We start from the raw sequence: 19847 nt of genomic DNA on the forward strand, positions 1-19847 counted from the left end.
AAACATCAGAACTGATGTCCACCCGTGATTGTTTAGGTAGTCAATTGCTAATGTCTCCGCGTATGCGCGACATCTCAAGATTGCTGTGGGTGGTTGAACTCATCTCGCTGTGCCTGAGGTTATCTACGTTGAGAATAGTAAAATCATTCTCATTGCTTACTGAGAGAGGTGCAACATAACTGGAATCATGTGTAGGTGAGCTTCCAGGTAATACCGCAGGGGTTCTAGCGCTTATCGGCTCCCCTTGTGTAGCATTTGAAATTACGTAGATGTTCCCTTGGTCGTGAGCCGCAGGAGTTCCGGGTCTAGGGGCTTTCAAAATCCCTAAACGGTTCCTTAAGCCAGTAATTGCTCTTTTGCCAAATTTCGCGGCAACGGGTCCTACCATAGTTAAGTATCCAGCAGCCGTCATGGTGCTGTCTCCAGTCAAGTGGCCGGCGGTCGCCAAGCCGACCCCACCCAACGCCACGACCGTGCCTGTAAAGTTCGCCACATTTTTAGGCGTCACAACTTCAAAAAAAGAGTGCCCGGTGGGATCAACCCTGTTTACCGGATCACCTCCACAATACGCATAAACATTAAGCCCTCCTACCCCAAAGGGGCTTGAATTATCTGGGCTGCAGAGTCTCTGTAAAACGGGGCTAAACAGGCGATAGTGGCCTAGCATGTAACAGCCAGTCACCGAGTCTAATTGCTCGCCGTTGAATGCCAAGGAGTTATTCGATTCGCCCTGTGCCTGGCGTCGACCATAAGGGGTGTAGGCAAACTGCGCCTTGCTGGCATTCCCTAGCTTGGTCATGACGGTGTTGGTGTTGTTCACCGCCATGATTGAGCGCGATGCCTCAGCACTTGATCTAGATTGCGCCAGCAGGCCACCTGCATGCCGAAAGGTAGAGCGTGTCAGGGATTTGCTGAGCTCGGTGGCAACACGGCCGCTGTGGTAGAACTGAATTGTTTTTTCTGCTCTGTCCATGAAACCTTCCTGTCGTTCGAGGTTAAGCAGGCCAGATACCTGGTCATCGCTGTGGTGATGAAAATCAACATGAGAACAAACAATGCAGCCTACGCAAGCGCCCGGATACTGGCAGAACTAACAGGTTCCCGATGGATCAGCCGTGCTGAGTCTGCTGTGTATCGCATAGGTGGAATGTCTCCCTTTGGCACCTTGCCAGTGATGTTTATCGAACCCTGAACTACGCTGACACTCGCATTCCACGATTCATTTGCGCGCAAGCAAGGAGCCTGCATGACGTTGATGCGTCCGCTGTCGGTCGTTTGCCTGGGGCTGTTGTACCTGCTCACTGGCTGCAGCAAGGAAGAGGTCCCCGAGACCCTGCCTCGGGTGGGTGTGCAACAGGTTCAGCCCACCGATTTCGCAGCCAGGGTCACCCTGACCGGTGACGTGCAGGCGCGGGTGCAGACTGACCTGTCGTTCCGCGTGGGCGGCAAGATCATTTCCCGTAGCGTGGATGTGGGCGACCACGTCAAGGCCAACCAGGTATTGGCGCGGCTCGACCCGAAAGACCTGCAGAACAATGTCGACTCGGCCAAGGCCGAGGTGTTCGCTGCCCAGGCAAGGGTCACCCAGACCAGCGCCGCCTTCGTGCGCCAGCAGAAACTGCTGCCCAAGGGCTATACCAGCCAGAGCGAGTACGACTCCGCCGAAGCCGCGCTGCGCAGCGACCAGAGTGCGCTCAAGGCAGCCCAGGCAGAACTGGCCGATGCCAATGAGCAACTGGGCTACACCGCGCTGGTGTCCGAAGCCGATGGCGTGATCACCGCGCGCCAGGCCGAGGTCGGCCAGGTCGTGCAGGCGACCATGCCGATCTTCAGCCTGGCCCGTGACGGCGACCGTGATGCAGTGTTCAACGTCTATGAATCACTGCTGGTAGCGCCGCCGAGCGACGCCGGCGTCATCGTCAGCCTGCTGGATGACCCCAAGGTCCAGGCTCACGGCTTTGTTCGCGAAATCACCCCCACCGTGTCGGCACAAAGCGGCACGGTACAGGTCAAGGTGGCGCTCAAGGACGTGCCTACGGGCATGCAGCTGGGCGCGCCGGTCACTGCCAGCACCAATGCGGTGGGGCGGCCCAGCATCGAACTGCCGTGGTCGGCGTTGACCAAGGCGCTGCATGAGCCAGCAGTCTGGGTAGTGGGCGAGGGCGACAAGGTCGAACTGCGCAAGGTTGAAGTCAGCCGCTACCTGACCGGCAAGATCGTGGTCGCCAGCGGCCTGAAGGCCGGCGAGACCGTGGTGGTGGCCGGTAGTCAGCTGCTGCACCCCGGCATGCAGGTACAGAAGGTCGATGCCAAGGCCAAGGGGGGTGTGCTATGAAGCGCCTGCTGATACTGTCGGCCGGCCTGCTTCTGGCTGCCTGCGGTAGCGAGGAGGAAGCGCCCGAGCCGATCCGGCCGGTGCTGTCGGTGAAGGTGGAACCCCAGGTGCAGTCGCAGCTTGGCCGCTTCGCTGGCGTTATCCAGGCGCGCTTTGAAAGCACCTTGGGCTTCCGGGTCGGCGGGCGTATTGCCCGGCGTTGGCTGGATGTGGGCGCCCAGGTGAAACCGGGCGACACCCTGGCCACGCTCGACCCCACCGACCAGCAGAACCAGCTGCGCGCCGCCGAAGGCGACCTGGCCAAGGTGCAGGCGCAGTGGATCAATGCCCAGGCCGATGCCCGCCGCCAGCAGCAGCTGTACGACCGAGGCGTTGGCGCCCAGGCCCAGCTGGATATTGCCCAGACCAACCTGAAAACCACCAGCGCAGCGCTGGAACAGGCGCGCTCTGCACTAAGCCAGGCCCGCGACCAGCTCGACTACAGCACCTTGCGCAGCGACCACGCCGCAGTGATCACGGCTTGGCAGGCCGAGGCCGGGCAAACCGTTACCGCGGGCCAGTCTGTGGTCACCCTGGCCCGGCCGGACGTGAAAGAGGCCGTGATCGACTTGCCCATCGGCCTTGCCGAGCAGTTGAACAAAGACCTGACCTTCACCGTTGCCTCGCAACTCGACCCGACCATCAACACCACGGCCACCCTGCGCGAACTGGAACCCCAGGCCGATGCCGCCACCCGTACCCGCCGCGCCCGGCTGACCCTGGCGAGCACACCGGCCGCCTTCCACCTGGGCACTGCGATCAGTGTGACCCTGAGCTCGCAAGTGTCCCCGCGCAGCGAGCTGCCCCTGAGTGCCTTGCTCGAGCGTGACGGCAAGACCCAGGTCTGGGTGATCGACACCCAGCAGAAAACCGTAGGTACCCGCGACGTCACCCTGATCGACCGTACTGCCGACAGCATCGTCCTGGCTTCGGGCGTACAGCCAGGCGAGCGCGTGGTGACGGCGGGCGTGAACAGCCTCAAGCCTGGCCAGAAGGTCACCTTCGACGAGGATGCGCAATGAAAGGAAGCTTCAACCTGTCCGAATGGGCGCTCAAGCATCAATCGTTCGTCTGGTACCTGATGTTCGTCGGCCTGTTGATGGGCATTTTCTCGTACTTCAACCTTGGCCGAGAGGAAGACCCTTCGTTCACCATCAAGACCATGGTGATCCAGACCCGCTGGCCGGGTGCGACCCAGGACGAAACCCTCTACCAGGTTACTGACCGCATCGAGAAGAAGCTCGAGGAACTGGACTCCCTCGACTACACCAAGAGCTACACCAGGCCGGGCGAGTCGACGGTATACGTGTACCTGCGCGACACCACCAAGGCCAAGGACATCCCGCAGATCTGGTACCAGGTGCGCAAGAAGATCTCCGACATCCGTGGCCAGTTCCCCGCCGGTATCCAGGGGCCCGGGTTCAACGACGAATTCGGCGACGTGTTCGGTTCGATCTACGCCTTCACCGCCGACGGCCTGACCCTGCGTCAGCTGCGAGACTACGTGGAACAGGCGCGGGCCGAAGTGCGCGATGTGCCCAACATCGGCAAGATCGAGTTTATCGGCACCCAGGACGAAGTGCTGTACCTGAACTTCTCGACCCGCAAGCTGGCAGCCCTGGGTATCGACCAGCGCCAGGTCATGCAGGCCCTGCAACAGCAGAACGCGGTGACCCCGGCCGGGGTGATTGAAGCTGGCCCCGAACGCATCTCGGTGCGTACCACCGGGCAGTTCGCCTCGGAAAAGGACCTGCAGACCGTCAACCTGAAGATCAACGATCGCTTCTTCCGCCTGGCCGACATCGCCGACATCCAGCGCGGCTATGTCGACCCACCGTCGCCGATGTTCCGCTACAACGGCCAGACCGCCATCGGCCTGGCCATCGGCATGAAGGCCGGTGGCAACATGCAGGTATTTGGCGCAGCGCTGAAAAAGCGCATGGACCGAGTGATCCAGGATCTGCCGGTGGGCGTTGGCGTGCACACCGTGTCGGACCAGGCCGTGGTGGTCAAGCAGGCGGTCGGCGGCTTCACCAGCGCGCTGTTCGAAGCGGTGGTGATCGTGCTGGCGGTGAGCTTCGTCAGCCTCGGCATGCGCGCCGGCCTGGTGGTGGCCTGTTCGATTCCGCTGGTGCTGGCGATGGTGTTCGTGTTCATGGAATACAGCGGCATCACCATGCAGCGGATCTCACTGGGTGCGCTGATCATCGCCCTCGGCTTGCTGGTGGATGACGCGATGATCACCGTCGAGGTAATGGTCACACGGCTGGAAATGGGCGAGAGCAAGGAGCAGGCGGCCACGTTCGCCTATACCTCGACGGCGTTCCCCATGCTGACCGGTACCTTGGTGACGGTGGCCGGCTTCGTGCCCATCGGCCTCAACGCCAGTTCCGCGGGTGAGTACACCTACACGCTGTTCGCGGTGATCGCGGTGGCATTGATGGTGTCGTGGGTGGTGGCGGTGTTCTTCGCCCCGGTGCTGGGCGTGCACATTCTCAGCAGTTCCAAGCTCAAGGCCCATGAAGCCGAGCCAGGGCGCGTCGGCCGCGCCTTCGAGCATGGCCTGCTATGGTGCATGCGCAACCGCTGGCTGACCATCATCGGCACCATCGTGCTGTTTGCCCTGGCGATCTTCTGCGAGCGCTTCGTGCAGAACCAGTTCTTCCCGTCATCGGACCGCCCGGAAATCCTTGTCGACCTCAACCTGCCGCAGAACGCCTCGATCGAGGAAACCCGCAAGGTGGTCGACCGCTTCGAGGCGCGGATCAAGGACGACCCTGACCTGGTGAGCTGGAGCACCTACATCGGCCAGGGTGCGATCCGCTTCTACCTGCCCCTCGACCAGCAGTTGCAGAACCCGTACTACGCGCAGCTGGTGATCGTCAGCAAGGGCTTCGAAGAGCGCAAGGGCATGATGCAGCGGCTGCAGAAGATCCTCCATGAAGACTTCGTCGGCATCGGCGTCAACGTGCAGTCGCTGGAGATGGGGCCGCCGGTGGGCCGGCCGATCCAGTACCGGGTCAGTGGCGCAAATATCGACGAGGTGCGCAAGCACGCCATCGACCTGGCCACCTTGCTCGACCAGAACGAGCACATCGGCGAGATGATCTATGACTGGAACGAGCCTGGTAAGGTGCTGCGCGTGGAAATCGCCCAGGACAAGGCGCGCCAGCTGGGGCTGTCGTCGGAAGATGTGGCCAATGTGATGAACAGCATCGTCAGCGGGGTGAACATCACCCAGGTCAACGACAACATCTACCTGGTCAACGTGGTCGCCCGCGCCGAGGATAACGAGCGGGGTTCACCCGATACCCTGCAGAACTTGCAGATCCTGACCCCCAACGGCACCTCGATCCCGCTGCTGTCGTTTGCCACCGTGCGCTACGAACTGGAGCAGCCGCTGGTATGGCGCCGTGATCGCAAGCCGACCATCACCATCAAGGCCTCGGTCAACGGCGATATACAGCCTACCGACCTGGTCGCGCAGCTCAAGCCGCAGATCGACGAGTTCGCCAGCAAGCTGCCAGTGGGCTTCGAAGTGGCCACCGGCGGTACCGTGGAGGAGAGCGCCAAGGCCCAAGGGCCGATCCGCAAGGTCATTCCGTTGATGCTGTTCCTCATGGCGACCTTCCTGATGATCCAGCTGCACAGCGTGCAGAAGTTGTTCCTGGTGGTCAGCGTGGCGCCTCTTGGGCTGATCGGGGTGGTGCTGGCGCTGGTGCCGACGGGCACGCCGATGGGCTTTGTGGCGATCCTCGGCATCCTTGCGCTGGCGGGCATCATCATTCGCAACTCGGTGATCCTGGTGACCCAGATCGACGAGTTCGAGGCCCAGGGCTTCTCGCCGTGGGATGCGGTGGTGGAGGCGACCAACCACCGGCGCCGGCCGATCCTGCTGACGGCGGCGGCCGCGAGCCTGGGCATGATCCCGATTGCCCGCGAGGTGTTCTGGGGGCCGATGGCCTACGCCATGATCGGCGGGATCATCGTCGCGACCCTGCTGACGCTGCTGTTCCTGCCGGCGTTGTATGTGGCCTGGTACAAGATCCGCGAGCCTGAACACACGACCAAGCCCCAGCACTGATCCCCTGTAGGAGCGGGGCAAGCCCGCTCCTGCAAAGGCTCCGTGCCCATCCTGGAAAATGGTTATATAAAAATTCTTAAACAGTATTTTTAAGAATAACTCCACCTCACTACTATTGCCTTCAAGCCAGGCAATAACCCCTTCAAATCCCTGCCCGGCACCCTCACTCCAAGGAGAACGAGCATGAGTGCATCGCTGCGTAGCATCGACGGTCAGGACGAAGCCACCATTCTGCGTGAGATCCAGAGCGCCTTGCGCGACCTGCGTTTCGGTGCGGTGGAAATCACCGTGCACAACGCCCAGGTGGTGCAGATCGAACGCAAGGAGAAGTTCCGCCTGCAGCAGCCCGGCAACAAAGCTGGCTGATTCGCGCCACACCATTCAAAAACTAGAAAAATGCCAATCGGGAGCTTCACCATGTCCATCCGCCGTTATGCGCTCGCCGCTTTGGCCAGTGCTGTTTTTGCCGGTTCCGCCATCGCCAAGGACTACGAACTGCTGAACGTGTCCTATGACCCGACCCGTGAGCTGTATCAGCAGTACAACGCCGAATTCATCAAGCACTGGCAACAGGCCCATCCGGGCGACCAGGTGAAGATCCAGCAATCCCACGGTGGCTCGGGCAAGCAGGGCCGGGCGGTGATCGACGGCCTGCGCGCCGACGTGGTAACCCTGGCCCTGGCCGGTGACATCGACGAAATCGCCAAGCTCGGCAAGACCCTGCCAGACAACTGGCAGGCCCGCCTGCCGAACGCCAGCACCCCGTACACCTCGACCATCGTGTTCCTGGTGCGCAAGGGCAACCCGAAAGGCATCAAGGACTGGGGCGACCTGATCAAGAAGGACGTCTCGGTTATCACCCCCAACCCTAAAACCTCCGGCGGCGCCCGCTGGAACTTCCTCGCCGCCTGGGCCTACGGCCTGAAGTCCGGCGGCAGTGAAGACAAGGCCAAGGCCTATGTGCAGGAGCTGTTCAAGCACGTGCCAGTGCTGGATACCGGCGCCCGCGGCTCGACCATCACCTTCGTCAACAACGGCCAGGGCGACGTGCTGCTGGCCTGGGAGAACGAAGCCTTCCTGGCGCTGAAGGAAGACGGTGGCGCCGACAAGTTCGACATCGTCGTGCCGTCGCTGTCGATCCTCGCCGAGCCACCAGTAGCGGTGGTCGACAAGAACGCCGAGAAGAAGGGCAATACCGAGATTGCCACCGAATACCTCAAGCACCTGTACAGCCCGGCCGGGCAGAAGATTGCTGCCGAGAACTTCTACCGCCCGCGTGACGAGAAAGTGGCTGCCGAATTTGGCAAGCAGTTCCCGAAACTGGACCTGGTGACCATCGACAAGGACTTTGGTGGCTGGAAGACGGCACAGCCGAAATTCTTCAATGACGGCGGTGTGTTCGACCAGATCTATCAGGCACAGTAAGGGCCAAGGAAAAGCGGGGCCGCAAAGCGGCCCATCGCAGGCAAGCCAGCTCCCACAGGGATCGCACAGCCTTCAGGCCTGTGGTAAGCCTGTGGGAGCTGGCTTGCCTGCGATGGGCTGCAGAGCAGCCCCGGGATTTAAAAGCCTGCACCGGCCCGGGATTGTTTCCGGGGCTTCGTGCGTTCAACCAGGGATATTTATGTCACGTCGCATTTCCCCCGTCATACCCGGCTTCGGGCTGACGCTGGGTTACACCTTGGTGTACCTCAGTCTGATCGTGCTGATACCGCTGGCGGCCATGTTCATCCATGCCTCGCAGCTGACCTTCGAGCAGTTCTGGAACGTCATCAGCGCGCCACGGGTGATCGCTGCACTCAAGCTGAGTTTCGGCACCGCCCTGTTCGCCGCCATCATCAACGGTGTGATCGGCACCCTGCTGGCTTGGGTGCTGGTGCGTTACACCTTCCCTGGGCGCAAGGTCATCGATGCGATGATCGACCTGCCGTTCGCCCTGCCCACCGCCGTTGCCGGTATTGCCCTGACCGCCCTGTATGCGCCTGCAGGCTGGGTCGGTCAGTTCGCCACCGACCTCGGTTTCAAGATCGCCTACACGCCGCTGGGCATCACGCTGGCGCTGACCTTCGTCACCCTGCCGTTCGTGGTGCGCACGGTGCAGCCAGTGCTAGCAGACATTCCGCGTGAGGTCGAAGAGGCTGCGGCATGCCTGGGCGCGAAACCGTTGCAGGTGTTCCGCCATATCCTCGCGCCAGCGCTGCTGCCTGCCTGGCTCACCGGTTTCGCCCTGGCCTTCGCCCGTGGCGTTGGCGAGTATGGTTCGGTGATCTTCATCGCCGGCAACATGCCGATGAAGACCGAGATCCTGCCGTTGCTGATCATGGTCAAGCTCGACCAGTACGACTACACCGGCGCCACTGCCATCGGCGTGTTGATGCTGGTGGTTTCCTTCATCCTGCTGCTGCTGATCAACCTGCTGCAGCGCCGCATCGAAACCCCTTGAAGGAGGCCGCATGTCCAGTTCAACCCTGAGTGCAAGCGCCGCCGCCAACGCCGCCCGGCGTGGCAGCGCCACTTCGCGGCGTGTCCTGATCGGCCTTGGCTGGCTGGTGTTCGCGCTGTTCCTGCTGCTGCCGCTGGTGATCGTGGTGTCGCAGGCGCTGAAGAACGGCTTCGGCACCTTCTTCGAGGCGATCTTCGAGCCTGATGCCTTGTCGGCGCTCAAGCTCACCTTGCTCGCCGTGGTCATTTCGGTGCCGCTGAACCTGGTGTTCGGTGTCAGCGCCGCCTGGTGCGTGAGCAAGTACAGCTTCCGCGGCAAGAGCATCCTGGTGACCCTGATCGACTTGCCGTTCTCGGTGTCGCCGGTGATCGCCGGCCTGGTCTACGTGCTGATGTTCGGCGCGCAAGGCCTGTTCGGCCCATGGCTGCAAGACCACGACATCCAGATTGTGTTCGCCTTGCCGGGCATCGTCCTGGCGACCATCTTCGTCACCGTGCCGTTCGTGGCCCGTGAACTGATCCCGCTGATGCAGGAACAGGGCACGCAGGAGGAAGAAGCCGCGCGCCTGCTCGGCGCCAACGGCTGGCAGATGTTCTGGCACGTGACCCTGCCGAACATCAAATGGGGCCTGATCTACGGCGTGGTGCTGTGCACCGCGCGGGCCATGGGCGAGTTTGGCGCGGTGTCGGTGGTGTCGGGCCATATCCGTGGCGTGACCAACACCTTGCCGCTGCACGTGGAGATCCTCTACAACGAGTACAACCACGTCGCGGCCTTCAGCGTGGCCAGCCTGTTGCTGATCCTGGCGCTCTTCATCCTGCTGCTCAAGCAGTGGAGCGAGAACCGTATTAACCGCCTGCGCCACAGCGCCGCGGAGGAATGAGTCATGTCGATCGAAGTTCGTAATGTCAGCAAGCGCTTCAACAGCTTCCAGGCTCTGAACGCCATCAACCTGGACATCAACAGCGGCGAGCTGGTGGCCCTGCTTGGCCCGTCCGGCTGCGGCAAGACCACCCTGCTGCGCATCATCGCCGGCCTGGAAACCCCGGACCAGGGCAACATCGTGTTCCATGGCGAGGACGTGTCCGGCCATGACGTGCGTGATCGCAACGTCGGTTTTGTGTTCCAGCACTATGCGCTGTTCCGCCACATGAGCGTGTTCGACAACGTCGCCTTCGGCCTGCGCATGAAGCCCAAGGGCGAGCGCCCGAGCGAAAGCAAGATTGCCGAGAAGGTCCACGAACTGCTGAACATGGTGCAACTGGACTGGTTGTCCGATCGCTATCCCGAGCAGCTGTCCGGTGGCCAGCGCCAGCGTATCGCTCTGGCCCGCGCGCTGGCGGTGGAGCCCAAGGTGCTGCTGCTGGACGAACCGTTCGGTGCGCTCGACGCCAAGGTGCGCAAAGAGCTGCGCCGCTGGCTGGCACGGCTGCACGAGGACATCAACCTGACCTCGGTGTTCGTCACCCACGACCAGGAAGAAGCCATGGAAGTGGCCGATCGCATCGTGGTGATGAACAAGGGCGTGATCGAGCAGATCGGCTCGCCAGGCGAGGTCTACGAGCAGCCGGCCAACGATTTCGTCTACCACTTCCTTGGCGACTCCAACCGCCTGGCCTTGAGCGAAGGGCACCATGTGCTGTTCCGCCCGCACGAGGTGTCGTTGTCACGGCATGAAACCGAGGGCCACCATGCGGCTGAGGTGCGTGATATCCGGCCTTTGGGTGCCACTACGCGGGTAACCCTGAAGGTGGAAGGGCAGAGCGAGCTGATCGAGGCCGAGGTGGTCAAGGACCACGACAGCCTGACGGGGCTGGCGCGTGGGGAGACGTTGTTCTTCCGGCCGAAGGTGTGGCAGAAGGTGGCGGATATCTGAGTCGCTTTGAACAATGAAAAGCCTGGGCATGGTCCCGGGTTTTTTATTGCCCGCAAGATCGTTGGGGCTGCTTTGCAGCCCATCGCAGGCAAGCCAGCTCCCACAGAATCATCACGGGCCCGAGGGCTACGCGATCCCTGTGGGAGCTGGCTTGCCTGCGATCGAGGGCGCAGCCCTCGCGGCAATGTGATGCCTTGCGAGAATATTTCATATGCCCACAAAGCATCAGCACGACGCCCTATCGCCACATCCCGCGAAACCCTTGGTCTAGAGCCATCCTTTAGAAATTCATATTTCCAAAAGATCTAACTTTAATTTTAAACATTACTTTAAGAGATAAGCCCCTGTCCCCGATGATTCAGCCACACACCTGAATCATGAACCCCAGGAGTCTGATCAATGGGTAATGTCCAGTCGGCCATCAGGGCCTACGACCAGCCATGGCGCCCGAGCCCGGGTGACCTGGTCGAGCTTGGACGGACGCTTCGCCTGCCACTGGGCCAGCTGCGCCTGCAGCGTACCCCGGTCAGCGGCCTCAAGCGCCGGGACAAGCTGGCGCTTGGCCTGCTGGTGCTGGCCCTGCACGGTGTCGCTGCCTACTGGGTCAGCCAGGCCCCGACGCCCGCGCTACCCGTGGTGCCGCCACAGATACCGCCTATGACCATCGAGTTCGCCGCCCCCGCGCCGCCGGTGGTGCAACCGCCACCGCCTGCCCCGGCACCGCCGGTGGTCGAGCCACCGCCCCCGGTGATCGACGAGCTGGCCGCCAAGCCCAAGCCAAAGCCGAAACCCGTGCCCAAGCCGGTCGTCAAGCAAGCGCCCAAGCCACAGCCCAAGCCGGTCGAGGCGCCACCGCCTGCTCCGGTTGCAGCCCCGGCGGCGCCTGCGCCACCCGCGCCGGCTCCGGTCACGCCGCCATCGGCCAACGCCGCGTATCTGAAGAACCCGGCGCCGGAGTACCCGCAGATGGCCCTGCGCCGTGGCTGGGAAGGCACCGTGCTGCTGCGCGTCGAGGTGCTGCCCAGTGGCAAGCCGGGGCAGATCCAGATCCAGCAGAGCAGTGGCCGTGATGCCCTCGACGCCGCTGCACTGGCTGCGGTCAAGCGCTGGAGCTTCGTCCCCGCCAAGCAGGGTGACGTGGCCCAGGCCGGCTGGGTCAGCGTGCCGATCGATTTCAAGCTTCGCTAACGTTTCGCAGAACACAGGAAGACATCATCATGAGCCTGCTGGCATCCCCCCTCGAATCCGTTGAAAGTGCAGTCATCTGGCTGCTGGTCGGTTTCTCCGTCGTCACCTGGGGCCTGGCCCTGGTCAAGGTTGCGCAGTTCGTGCGGCTGAAGAATCAGGACAAGCGCTTCCACCAGCAATTCTGGGCCGCATCGAGTCTCGACTCGGCGGCGGAGATCAGCCACGAACTGCCTGGCCCGGCTGCCCGTGTCGCCCAGTCCGGTTACGCCGCGATTGCGGTCGGTGACACCCACGCCAGTGACCTGAGCCACGCCATCAACCACCAGGACCGCCTCGAACGCGCCCTGCGCCAGCAGATCGTGCGTGAACGCCGCTCGCTGGAAACCGGCCTGGCAGTGGTGGCCAGTATCGGCAGCACCTCGCCCTTCATCGGCCTGTTCGGCACCGTGTGGGGCATCATGGAAGCGCTCAAGGGCATCAGCGCGGCCGGTTCCGCCAGCCTGGAAACCGTGGCCGGGCCGATCGGCGCGGCGCTGGTCGCCACCGGTGTGGGTATCGCCGTCGCGGTGCCGGCAGTGCTGGTCTACAACTACTTCCTGCGTCGCCTCAAGCTGACCGCGGCCGACCTCGACGACTTCGCCCACGACTTCTATAGCCTGGCGCAGAAAAGTGCCTTCCGCGTGCTGGTGCACCCGGCCGTGCACAAGGCCCAGGGTGGTTTCACCCAGCCGGTGAAGGAGGCGTCCTGAGATGGCCTTTTCGACCCAGGACAGCGACGAAGTCCTCAGTGAAATCAACGTCACGCCGCTGGTGGACGTCATGCTGGTGTTGCTGGTGGTGTTCATCGTCACCGCCCCGCTGCTGACCAACGCCATCCCGATCAACCTGCCCAAGACCGAGGCCGTGGCCCCGGTGGAGCAGAAAGACCCGTTGGTGGTGAGCATCGACGGTGGCGGCAAGCTGTTCATCAACAAGGACGAGATCCAGCCGGACCTGCTGGAAACCCGCCTCAAGGCCGCCAAGGACAAGGACGCCGACGTGCGTGTGCAGCTGCAGGCCGACGATGGCGTGAACTATGGCGAAGTGGCGCGGGCCATGGCCGCGATCGAGCGCGCCGGGATCAGCAAACTGGCGGTAATAACTGCACGGTAATCTTCACCCTCTTCAGGCAAGTGCTCTCGCAAATGCGATGGGGCCATATCTCTTGGCAGGGGTTGGCCCTTTTTTTTTGCCTGTCATCTGGATGTAATTTTGGTTATTAATAAATAGCTTCTTATTCCTTTACGGATATAACTGCTTCCCTATACTGGTCTCCAAGCACGCAAACTTACTGGAGGCGTCCCCATGCGCAATGAGTCGATTCGTTACCTGATTGTGCCGGGCTGGCAAGGATCGCCAGACAATCATTGGCAGAGTCACTGGCAGCGCACACTCCCCAACAGCGCCCGGGTCGAGCAGCATGACTGGCTCACCCCGCAGCGCCGCGACTGGGTGCAGGCGTTGGAGCAGGCGATTGCCGCCGAACGCTCGCCGGTGATTCTCATCGCCCACAGCCTGGGCTGCGTCACCGTCGCCCACTGGGCCGCACAGGCCAGCCCGGCCTTGCTGCGCCGGGTGCGCGGCGCATTGCTGGTGGCCCCGGCGGATGTCGAACGGCCCACCTGCGCGCCGGCCTTGCGCAACTTCGCGCCGATCCCGCTGCAGGCGCTGCCGTTCCCCAGCCAGGTGGTCAGCTCCGACAACGATCCGGCAGTGAGCGTGCCGCGCGCCCTGTACCTGGCCCAGGCCTGGGGCGCCGAGGCGGGCCTGCTGAGCAATGCCGGGCACATCAACGTCAAGTCCGGCCACGAGCGCTGGGAACAAGGCTTCGCCTACCTGTATCGCCTGCAAAGCCGGGTCGAGCAGCGCGCATTGCGCCGCGCCTGATCGGCCCTGACCGTTCACCGTTTGCCTGACGCCCGGCCATCGATGGTCTGGGGCGGGAGTTTGTCATGACTTTTCAAAGCCCGTTCGGCCAGCCGCTGCTGACCTTCCCTGAACTGGACAAGAGCCCCCTGAGCATCCGTGCCAAGGCGCTGGTGTTCATCGACCCACGCTCGCAGCAGTTGCGCCAGGCCCTGGAGCAGCTGGCGCCGCAACCATTACCGGTGCTGATTCGCGGCGAGACCGGTACCGGCAAGGAACTGCTGGCACGGCAGATCCACCGTGCCAGCGACCGCCCCGGCCTGTTCGTCTCGGTCAACTGCGCGGCCATCAGCCCGACCTATGCCGACGCCGAGTTGTTCGGCTACAGCGCCGGCAGCCAGGGCGGCACGGCCAGCAGCCGCGCAGGCTGGTTCGGCTCGGCCAATGGCGGCACCTTGTACCTGGACGAGATCGCCGACTTGCCGTTGGCGATCCAGGGCAAGCTGCTGGCAGCGTTGGAAAACCGCGAGGTCACCCGTGTTGGCGCGCAGCAACCCCAGCCGGTGGACGTACGCCTGGTGGCCGCGACCAGCATCGACCTGGCGCGGGTGGTGAAGGCCGGGCGCTTCAACGAGCGCCTGTACCAGTACCTGCGCGAGGGCGCGCTGGAACTGCCGCCGCTGCGCGAGCGGCCGGGCGATATCCTGCCACTGGCCGAATATTTCACAGGTATCTACAGCGTGCGCCTGCAGCGCCCGCTGGCGTTGATCAGCGCGGCCGCGCAGCAGGTGCTGGAAGCGCATGCCTGGCCTGGCAACACCCGCGAACTGGAGAACGTGATCCACTTCGCCCTGTTGGTGAACGACGGCGACGAGCTGCTGCCGGAGGACCTCGACCTGCCCAGTTCCGCGCGTTAGACGCACTAATAAGCAAACGGGATGATGGCAGTTTGTTTTTGGAATAAGCAGCTAATTAAAAGATATTGTTACGGAATAAAAAATCTCGGTATTGTCCGCCTCACGCCCGCCAGTGAATCGGTTGGGCACCCGACTTCGCCATCCGCGATGGCCCAGATCCAGAACAAGGAACACCATGAAGAAGCCCCTGCTGACCACTGCCCTGGCCGCCGCCCTGTCGTTCGCTGGCCTGGCATCCGCCGCCGAGAAACTGGTGGTTGCCGCGACCCCGGTGCCACACGCCGAGATCCTTGAGCTGATCAAGCCGACCCTGGCCAAGGAAGGTGTGGACCTGCAGATCAAGGTCTTCACCGACTACGTGCAGCCGAACGTGCAGGTTGACCAGAAGCGCCTGGACGCCAACTACTTCCAGACCCTGCCGTACCTGCAGAACTTCAACGAAGGCAAGGGCACCCACCTGGAAACCGTGGTCGGCGTGCACGTCGAACCGTTCGGTGGCTACTCGAAGAAGGTCAAGAGCCTGAGCGAGCTGAAAGAAGGCGCCAGCGTTGCCATCCCGAACGAGGGCAGCAACAGCGGTCGCGCCCTGCTGCTGCTGCAGAAGGCCGGCCTGATTACCCTGAAGGACCCGAAGAACGCCCTGGCGACCCCGAAAGACATCGCCGAGAACCCGAAGAAGCTGAAGTTCCGCGAGCTTGAGTCGGCCATGCTGCCGCGCGTGCTGGACCAGGTCGACCTGGACATGATCAACACCAACTACGCGCTGGAAGCCGGCCTGAACCCGGCCAAGGATGCGTTGGTGATCGAAGGCAGCGACTCGCCGTACGTGAACTTCCTGGTAGCCCGCCCGGACAACAAGAACAGCGAGGCCATCCAGAAACTGGCCAAGGCGCTGACCAGCCCTGAGGTGAAGGAATTCATCGCCAAGAAGTACCAGGGTGCGGTATTGCCTGCGTTCTGATTCTTTGATCGTGATGTGAAAACGCCGACGCATTTGCGTCGGCGTTTTTGTGTGTGGCTGGCAGCCGCTCAGCGCGGGTTGCCCAGCGCCCGGCGCAGTGCCAGCAGCCACAGCAGTTGTTCGTTGGAATCAGGCGAGCAGGGGCTGTTCATCATTATCGTCCTTGTTGGTGATGGCCTTGCAAGTCACAGTCTGAAGCGCTTTGAGTAGCTCGTTGCAGGAAAGGTTCAGGCGCCTCGCTTATCTCAGGGGTTGCGCGGCAGCCAGTCCCGCAGAAACGCGTTTACCACCTGCGGGTTCTCCAGGCTGGAGATATGCCCCGCAAACGGAATCTGCGCCGCCAGGCAGCCAATGATCCGCGCCATCTCGTTGGACTCTTCAGGCGGTCGTGGAATGTCCTGGTCACCGCAGATCACGATGGTCTTGTCACCTTTCAGCTCACCCAGCTGCCCCAGCAGGTCGGGCCGCCCGAAAATCACCCGCCCCATCGGGTCGAGGCTGTTGCGAATCACCTCGGCGCTGCTTGCCTTCAATGCCGCCCGAAAGCTCTCACGAATTTCGGGCACTGTCTGCCCTCCAGCATGGAAGAAGATCGGCACGATGATGTCCAGCAGCGGGTCCGGGAAGAAACCCGCCTCGCTCGCTGCATCCAGCAGGGCGAAGTACTTCAGCCGGGTCGCCTCCGGTTCGGCGCCGAGGTACGTATCCATCAGCACCAGGCGATCGACCCGCTCGGGGTGTTCGATGGCCAGCTGCGCGCCCCACATGCCACCGACCGACAGGCCAACGAGGTGGCACTTGGCGATGTCCAGCGCGTCCAGCAGGGCCAGGTGCTGACGGGCCAGGGCGCTCATGTCGGTGGTGGTGGCGGGTGGGGCATCGGAGTCACCGTGGCCCCAGAGTTCAGGGACGATGACTCGGAAGTGCTGTGACAGGGCCTCGATCTGTGGTTGCCACATTTCGGCCGACCACAGGTAGCTGTGGCCGAGCAGCACCGGGAAGCCCTGGCCCTGGTCGACATAGCTCATGCGTGCGCCGTCGATTTCGATGAAATGTTTTTGCATGGAAGGGTCTCGACTGGAAGGTCTCAAGGGTATTCGAAATCACTCGGAAGCGGGTACGAGCCTGAGCGTGCTCTGCGCCGGAATCACGCCCATCTGCGCCCGCTGGTACTTCCCTTCGACATACCCCTCGGCCTGGTCCGCGAAATGCCGGTCGAAGGGCACACCGCTCTGCCCGACCGGATTGCTGGTCAGTGCCTGCCCCGCATCGGCGAAGTCGATCAGGCGCCGCGTCGACGGGCCATAGGTCACTGGCCACGGCGCCGGGCCAATCTTCGCCGACAGGTTGTTCGGCACCTCATGGGTGCCGGGGGCGGCAAACGGGCCGACATTGAACAGCAGGTTCAGCGGCTTTTTCGCGCCCAGTGGATGGTTGTGGGTCAGGGTATGGGCCTTGCCCCATTGCCAGCTGGCCGGGTCCTTGCCGAGGGTTTCGCGCAAGTGGCCAAGGCTCTTCTGCCAGGCCACGCGCACGATCGCGGAGCGGTCCGTGCGCTGGGTGGCGCCGCGGGTGCTCCACCAGGGCGAATCGGCATCGGCGGCCAGGCGCGGCAGTGCAGCATCGATGGCGCGGGTGCTGATCAGTACCGGGAACCAGGTGTCGCCCAGTTCGTCATGCAACGCTGCATGGGCCAGTTCGTAGAGGAACTGGTTGAACAACGTGGCGCTGGTGGAGTCCAGTGGATAGTCGCCGCGCCAGGCGGCCAGCTGTTCGACCAGTTCCTTTTCCTCGTCACCCTGGGCGATCTGGCGCAGGGTCGCCAACAAGGGCGCCAAGGTACGCGGGCCGTAATCGCTGGCCGTATCGAGCTGCAGCGCCTGGCTGTTCTGCATGTCCCATTTCACCTGCGGGTTGGCCAGCTGGCGATCGAGCTGGCGGCCACGGTCGGGGAGGTTGTAGTAGCCGGGTATCGGCACCACGGCCGGCGGCTGGTAGTTGGCCGAGACGATATAGCCGTTGGCCGGGTTTTCTTGTTGTGGGTTGACGCTGAACGGGTAGAACCCTGGTTTGTCGGCCTGGTTGCTGGCGCCGTCGAGGATGAATGCCGGGTTCACTCCGTCGGGGCGGATCGGCAGCTTCGCCGCCGCCCACCAGCCGATATCGCCACGGGCGTTGGCCCAGACGAAGTTCAGCCCCGGCGCCTGCACCTTGGCAGCCGCTTCGCGCATCTTGCCCAGGGTGTCGGCACGATTGAGCTGATAGAAGCCTTCGAGGATCGGATTCTCGGTTTCGAGGAATGCCCACCACATGGCAATCGGCGTGGTCCCGGCCATTGCGCCGAGGACGTCGTTGACGATCGGACCGTGGGGTGAGCGGCGCAGGTTGATGGTGACCGGTTGCTCGCCCTTGACTGCAATCTGCTGCTCGGTCTTCTCCAGTGTGCGCCACTGGCCGTCGACCATGACCTGGTCTGCGTTGGCAGGGTTGGTCTTTTCTGCGATCAGGTCGACGTCATCGTTCTGGAACATGGTCAGGCTCCAGCCGAAGTCACGGTTGTGGCCCAGCATCGCGAACGGGTTCAGCGCCTGGAAGTAGCCGTACAGGTTGAAGCCGGGCGCCGAAAGTTCAGCCTCGTACCAGACGGCGGGTACGGCAAAACTGACGTGCGGGTCGCCGGCCAGCAGGGGTTTGCCGCTGCGGGTGTGGCTGCCGGAAACGGCCCAGGCGTTGCTGCCTTCGAACTGCGGGATGCCGGCTGCGACCAGGGCTTCGTGGCTGGTGCGGGCCACGGCTTCGAGGCTTTGCCAGTCGGCCGCCGCCAGTGGTGTGCCCAGTGCGCCTCGTGGCTGCCAGTCGAGATCGAAGATCTTCAGGTATTGCGGGCCAAGCTGGTCGCGGATGTAGGTCAGCGCAGGTTCGGTACGAAAAGCTGCGGCGAAGCTGTAGGCCAGGTAGCCGGCGATGCTCAGGGTGTCTTCGGCGGTGAACGGCCGTGGCGTGATGCCGATCAGGTCGAACTCCATCGGCTTGGGGTGGCTGGCCTGCCAGGCATTGACGCCTTCAAGATAGGCCTGCAAGGCCTGCCAGGCGGGTGACTGGTGGTCCTGGCGCTGAGCCATCAGCGCGGCCTGTTCGCGGATACGCAGGCTGCGGAACAGGGTATCGGTTGGCAGCAGCTTGTCGCCCAGCACCTCGGCCAGTTCACCACGGGCCAGGCGGCGCATGATCTCCATCTGGAACAGTCGATCCTGGGCATGTACGTAGCCCAGGGCGCGGTACAGGTCCGCTTCGCTCTGCGCTTGCAGATGGGGCACGCCACGGGCGTCGTAGCGCACGCTGACCGGTGCCTGCAAGCCGGCCATGGCCACTTCGCCCTCGCGCTGCGGCAACTTGCCGTGCACGTACCAGTAACCGGCACCAGCGGCCAAGGCAACGACTACGGCCAACAGGGTCAGGCTGCGCTTCATGGATACTCCTTGTGAATAGGTCAGTTGGCCCAAGGACAATAGCAGCCCACCGCCAGGGTGTTGGAGGCGCTGACTGTGCGACCGGCCAGCAGCGCCTTGAGGATTGGCTCTATGAAGCTGTTGCTGGCATTGCATACCGCACCTTCGCTGTAAGGGCCGAAATAGGCGAGGTTGCCCTGGCGGTCCCAGATGGCCACGGCGGGAGAGGCGGGCAGGTGTGCGCTGCCGGGCAGGTTGGCGATGGTTTGCAGGTTGGCAAGGTTGGCGGGCAACTGACCGTGGCTGCCGGGCTTCTGCACGACGTGGAAGATCACGCCTAGGCCTGCGAACTGGGTAATCAGGTCGCCCAGGTGCTGCTGGTTACCCACGTTGCACGGGCAGGCCGGGTCCCAGAAGTGCACCACGCGGATCGGGCCGGGGCCGGCGAGTTCGGGCGGCAGTTGCAGCTGGCTGCCGTCGAACAGCGTGGTCTGGTTGTCGAACGGGCGCAGGTAGCGGGACTGGAAGGTGGTGTAGGCTTGCCAGAGCACGGCAACGCCGATCAATAGGGCGATTGCTGCGCACATCTGCTTGATGATTCGAGTCTTCATGGAGGTTTCCGCTAGCCCGTGCAGGAGCGGTGGTGTTGA

At 62.9% G+C, this 19847-nt stretch carries 18 protein-coding genes; 14 read left to right on the forward strand and 4 right to left on the reverse strand.

What is annotated here, in order from left to right:
• Positions 1-40: 40 nt before the first annotated feature.
• Positions 41-973 (reverse strand): RHS repeat-associated core domain-containing protein, encoded by a 933-nt coding sequence (locus tag ACIPZ8_RS04090; protein WP_400719861.1) that lies wholly within the window; start codon positions 971-973, stop codon positions 41-43.
• Between the two features lie 273 nt (positions 974-1246).
• Here ACIPZ8_RS04090 and ACIPZ8_RS04095 point away from each other — a divergent pair, with 273 nt between their 5' ends.
• The 14 genes from ACIPZ8_RS04095 (at position 1247) to ACIPZ8_RS04160 (ending at position 15748) form a co-directional block, all read left to right on the forward strand.
• Positions 1247-2335: an efflux RND transporter periplasmic adaptor subunit gene (locus ACIPZ8_RS04095; protein ID WP_400719863.1), complete on the forward strand. Its 1089-nt coding sequence runs from the start codon at positions 1247-1249 to the stop codon at positions 2333-2335.
• Positions 2332-3396: an efflux RND transporter periplasmic adaptor subunit gene (locus ACIPZ8_RS04100; RefSeq protein WP_400719865.1), complete on the forward strand. Its 1065-nt coding sequence runs from the start codon at positions 2332-2334 to the stop codon at positions 3394-3396. The genes ACIPZ8_RS04095 and ACIPZ8_RS04100 overlap by 4 nt, the downstream gene beginning before the upstream one ends.
• Positions 3393-6458 carry an efflux RND transporter permease subunit gene (locus ACIPZ8_RS04105; protein ID WP_400719867.1) on the forward strand — a complete coding sequence of 1022 codons (3066 nt, stop codon included), beginning with the start codon at positions 3393-3395 and terminating at the stop codon, positions 6456-6458. The genes ACIPZ8_RS04100 and ACIPZ8_RS04105 overlap by 4 nt, the downstream gene beginning before the upstream one ends.
• Before the next feature lie 183 nt (positions 6459-6641).
• On the forward strand, positions 6642-6824 hold the full coding sequence (gene oscA, locus ACIPZ8_RS04110) for a sulfur starvation response protein OscA (protein ID WP_016712582.1): 183 nt from the start codon (positions 6642-6644) through the stop codon (positions 6822-6824).
• Positions 6825-6875: 51 nt separating this feature from the next.
• The gene (locus ACIPZ8_RS04115; protein WP_400719869.1) at positions 6876-7883 is read left to right on the forward strand and encodes a sulfate ABC transporter substrate-binding protein; all 1008 of its coding nucleotides are present in this window, start codon (positions 6876-6878) and stop codon (positions 7881-7883) included.
• A 199-nt stretch (positions 7884-8082) separates the two neighbouring features.
• The gene (gene cysT / locus ACIPZ8_RS04120) at positions 8083-8901 is read left to right on the forward strand and encodes a sulfate ABC transporter permease subunit CysT (protein WP_103446160.1); all 819 of its coding nucleotides are present in this window, start codon (positions 8083-8085) and stop codon (positions 8899-8901) included.
• Between the two features lie 10 nt (positions 8902-8911).
• Entirely contained in the window at positions 8912-9784 is an 873-nt protein-coding gene (gene cysW, locus ACIPZ8_RS04125) for a sulfate ABC transporter permease subunit CysW (RefSeq protein WP_085676373.1), read from the forward strand.
• 3 nt (positions 9785-9787) lie between these two features.
• Positions 9788-10777, forward strand: coding sequence for a sulfate/molybdate ABC transporter ATP-binding protein (locus ACIPZ8_RS04130; RefSeq protein WP_079230119.1), 990 nt, complete (start codon positions 9788-9790; stop codon positions 10775-10777).
• Between the two features lie 399 nt (positions 10778-11176).
• Complete coding sequence (locus tag ACIPZ8_RS04135) at positions 11177-11965, forward strand: energy transducer TonB (RefSeq protein WP_400719872.1); 789 nt, start codon at positions 11177-11179, stop codon at positions 11963-11965.
• A gap of 29 nt (positions 11966-11994) precedes the next feature.
• Positions 11995-12714, forward strand: coding sequence for a MotA/TolQ/ExbB proton channel family protein (locus tag ACIPZ8_RS04140; protein ID WP_400719874.1), 720 nt, complete (start codon positions 11995-11997; stop codon positions 12712-12714).
• A gap of 1 nt (position 12715) precedes the next feature.
• Positions 12716-13117 (forward strand): biopolymer transporter ExbD, encoded by a 402-nt coding sequence (locus ACIPZ8_RS04145; RefSeq protein WP_103446157.1) that lies wholly within the window; start codon positions 12716-12718, stop codon positions 13115-13117.
• Positions 13118-13309: 192 nt separating this feature from the next.
• The gene (locus ACIPZ8_RS04150; RefSeq protein ID WP_400719876.1) at positions 13310-13891 is read left to right on the forward strand and encodes an alpha/beta hydrolase; all 582 of its coding nucleotides are present in this window, start codon (positions 13310-13312) and stop codon (positions 13889-13891) included.
• 65 nt (positions 13892-13956) lie between these two features.
• Entirely contained in the window at positions 13957-14787 is an 831-nt protein-coding gene (locus ACIPZ8_RS04155; RefSeq protein WP_400719878.1) for a sigma 54-interacting transcriptional regulator, read from the forward strand.
• Positions 14788-14962: 175 nt separating this feature from the next.
• Positions 14963-15748, forward strand: a complete 786-nt coding sequence (locus ACIPZ8_RS04160; RefSeq protein ID WP_400719880.1) for a MetQ/NlpA family ABC transporter substrate-binding protein — start codon at positions 14963-14965, stop codon at positions 15746-15748.
• A 245-nt stretch (positions 15749-15993) separates the two neighbouring features.
• On the opposite strand, the gene ACIPZ8_RS04165 is transcribed toward ACIPZ8_RS04160, so the two are convergent.
• The 3 genes from ACIPZ8_RS04165 to ACIPZ8_RS04175 are packed head-to-tail and all read right to left on the reverse strand — an operon-like array spanning position 15994 to position 19808.
• Entirely contained in the window at positions 15994-16812 is an 819-nt protein-coding gene (locus ACIPZ8_RS04165; protein ID WP_400719882.1) for an alpha/beta fold hydrolase, read from the reverse strand.
• Between the two features lie 39 nt (positions 16813-16851).
• On the reverse strand, positions 16852-19218 hold the full coding sequence (locus ACIPZ8_RS04170; protein ID WP_400719884.1) for a penicillin acylase family protein: 2367 nt from the start codon (positions 19216-19218) through the stop codon (positions 16852-16854).
• A gap of 20 nt (positions 19219-19238) precedes the next feature.
• A complete protein-coding gene (locus tag ACIPZ8_RS04175; protein WP_400719886.1) occupies positions 19239-19808 on the reverse strand; it encodes a DUF6436 domain-containing protein in 570 nt (189 codons plus the stop codon).
• Positions 19809-19847: the final 39 nt, after the last annotated feature.

The organism is Pseudomonas sp. NPDC089422, from assembly GCF_044749405.1.
Classification (GTDB): domain Bacteria; phylum Pseudomonadota; class Gammaproteobacteria; order Pseudomonadales; family Pseudomonadaceae; genus Aquipseudomonas.

Bases quoted from the DNA above. Each gene is read 5' to 3' on its own strand.
- ACIPZ8_RS04090 (WP_400719861.1), bottom strand. From the start codon at position 973: ATGGACAGAGCAGAAAAAACAATTCAGTTCTACCACAGCGGCCGTGTT.
- ACIPZ8_RS04095 (WP_400719863.1), top strand. From the start codon at position 1,247: ATGACGTTGATGCGTCCGCTGTCGGTCGTTTGCCTGGGGCTGTTGTAC.
- ACIPZ8_RS04100 (WP_400719865.1), top strand. From the start codon at position 2,332: ATGAAGCGCCTGCTGATACTGTCGGCCGGCCTGCTTCTGGCTGCCTGC.
- ACIPZ8_RS04105 (WP_400719867.1), top strand. From the start codon at position 3,393: ATGAAAGGAAGCTTCAACCTGTCCGAATGGGCGCTCAAGCATCAATCG.
- oscA (WP_016712582.1), top strand. From the start codon at position 6,642: ATGAGTGCATCGCTGCGTAGCATCGACGGTCAGGACGAAGCCACCATT.
- ACIPZ8_RS04115 (WP_400719869.1), top strand. From the start codon at position 6,876: ATGTCCATCCGCCGTTATGCGCTCGCCGCTTTGGCCAGTGCTGTTTTT.
- cysT (WP_103446160.1), top strand. From the start codon at position 8,083: ATGTCACGTCGCATTTCCCCCGTCATACCCGGCTTCGGGCTGACGCTG.
- cysW (WP_085676373.1), top strand. From the start codon at position 8,912: ATGTCCAGTTCAACCCTGAGTGCAAGCGCCGCCGCCAACGCCGCCCGG.
- ACIPZ8_RS04130 (WP_079230119.1), top strand. From the start codon at position 9,788: ATGTCGATCGAAGTTCGTAATGTCAGCAAGCGCTTCAACAGCTTCCAG.
- ACIPZ8_RS04135 (WP_400719872.1), top strand. From the start codon at position 11,177: ATGGGTAATGTCCAGTCGGCCATCAGGGCCTACGACCAGCCATGGCGC.
- ACIPZ8_RS04140 (WP_400719874.1), top strand. From the start codon at position 11,995: ATGAGCCTGCTGGCATCCCCCCTCGAATCCGTTGAAAGTGCAGTCATC.
- ACIPZ8_RS04145 (WP_103446157.1), top strand. From the start codon at position 12,716: ATGGCCTTTTCGACCCAGGACAGCGACGAAGTCCTCAGTGAAATCAAC.
- ACIPZ8_RS04150 (WP_400719876.1), top strand. From the start codon at position 13,310: ATGCGCAATGAGTCGATTCGTTACCTGATTGTGCCGGGCTGGCAAGGA.
- ACIPZ8_RS04155 (WP_400719878.1), top strand. From the start codon at position 13,957: ATGACTTTTCAAAGCCCGTTCGGCCAGCCGCTGCTGACCTTCCCTGAA.
- ACIPZ8_RS04160 (WP_400719880.1), top strand. From the start codon at position 14,963: ATGAAGAAGCCCCTGCTGACCACTGCCCTGGCCGCCGCCCTGTCGTTC.
- ACIPZ8_RS04165 (WP_400719882.1), bottom strand. From the start codon at position 16,812: ATGCAAAAACATTTCATCGAAATCGACGGCGCACGCATGAGCTATGTC.
- ACIPZ8_RS04170 (WP_400719884.1), bottom strand. From the start codon at position 19,218: ATGAAGCGCAGCCTGACCCTGTTGGCCGTAGTCGTTGCCTTGGCCGCT.
- ACIPZ8_RS04175 (WP_400719886.1), bottom strand. From the start codon at position 19,808: ATGAAGACTCGAATCATCAAGCAGATGTGCGCAGCAATCGCCCTATTG.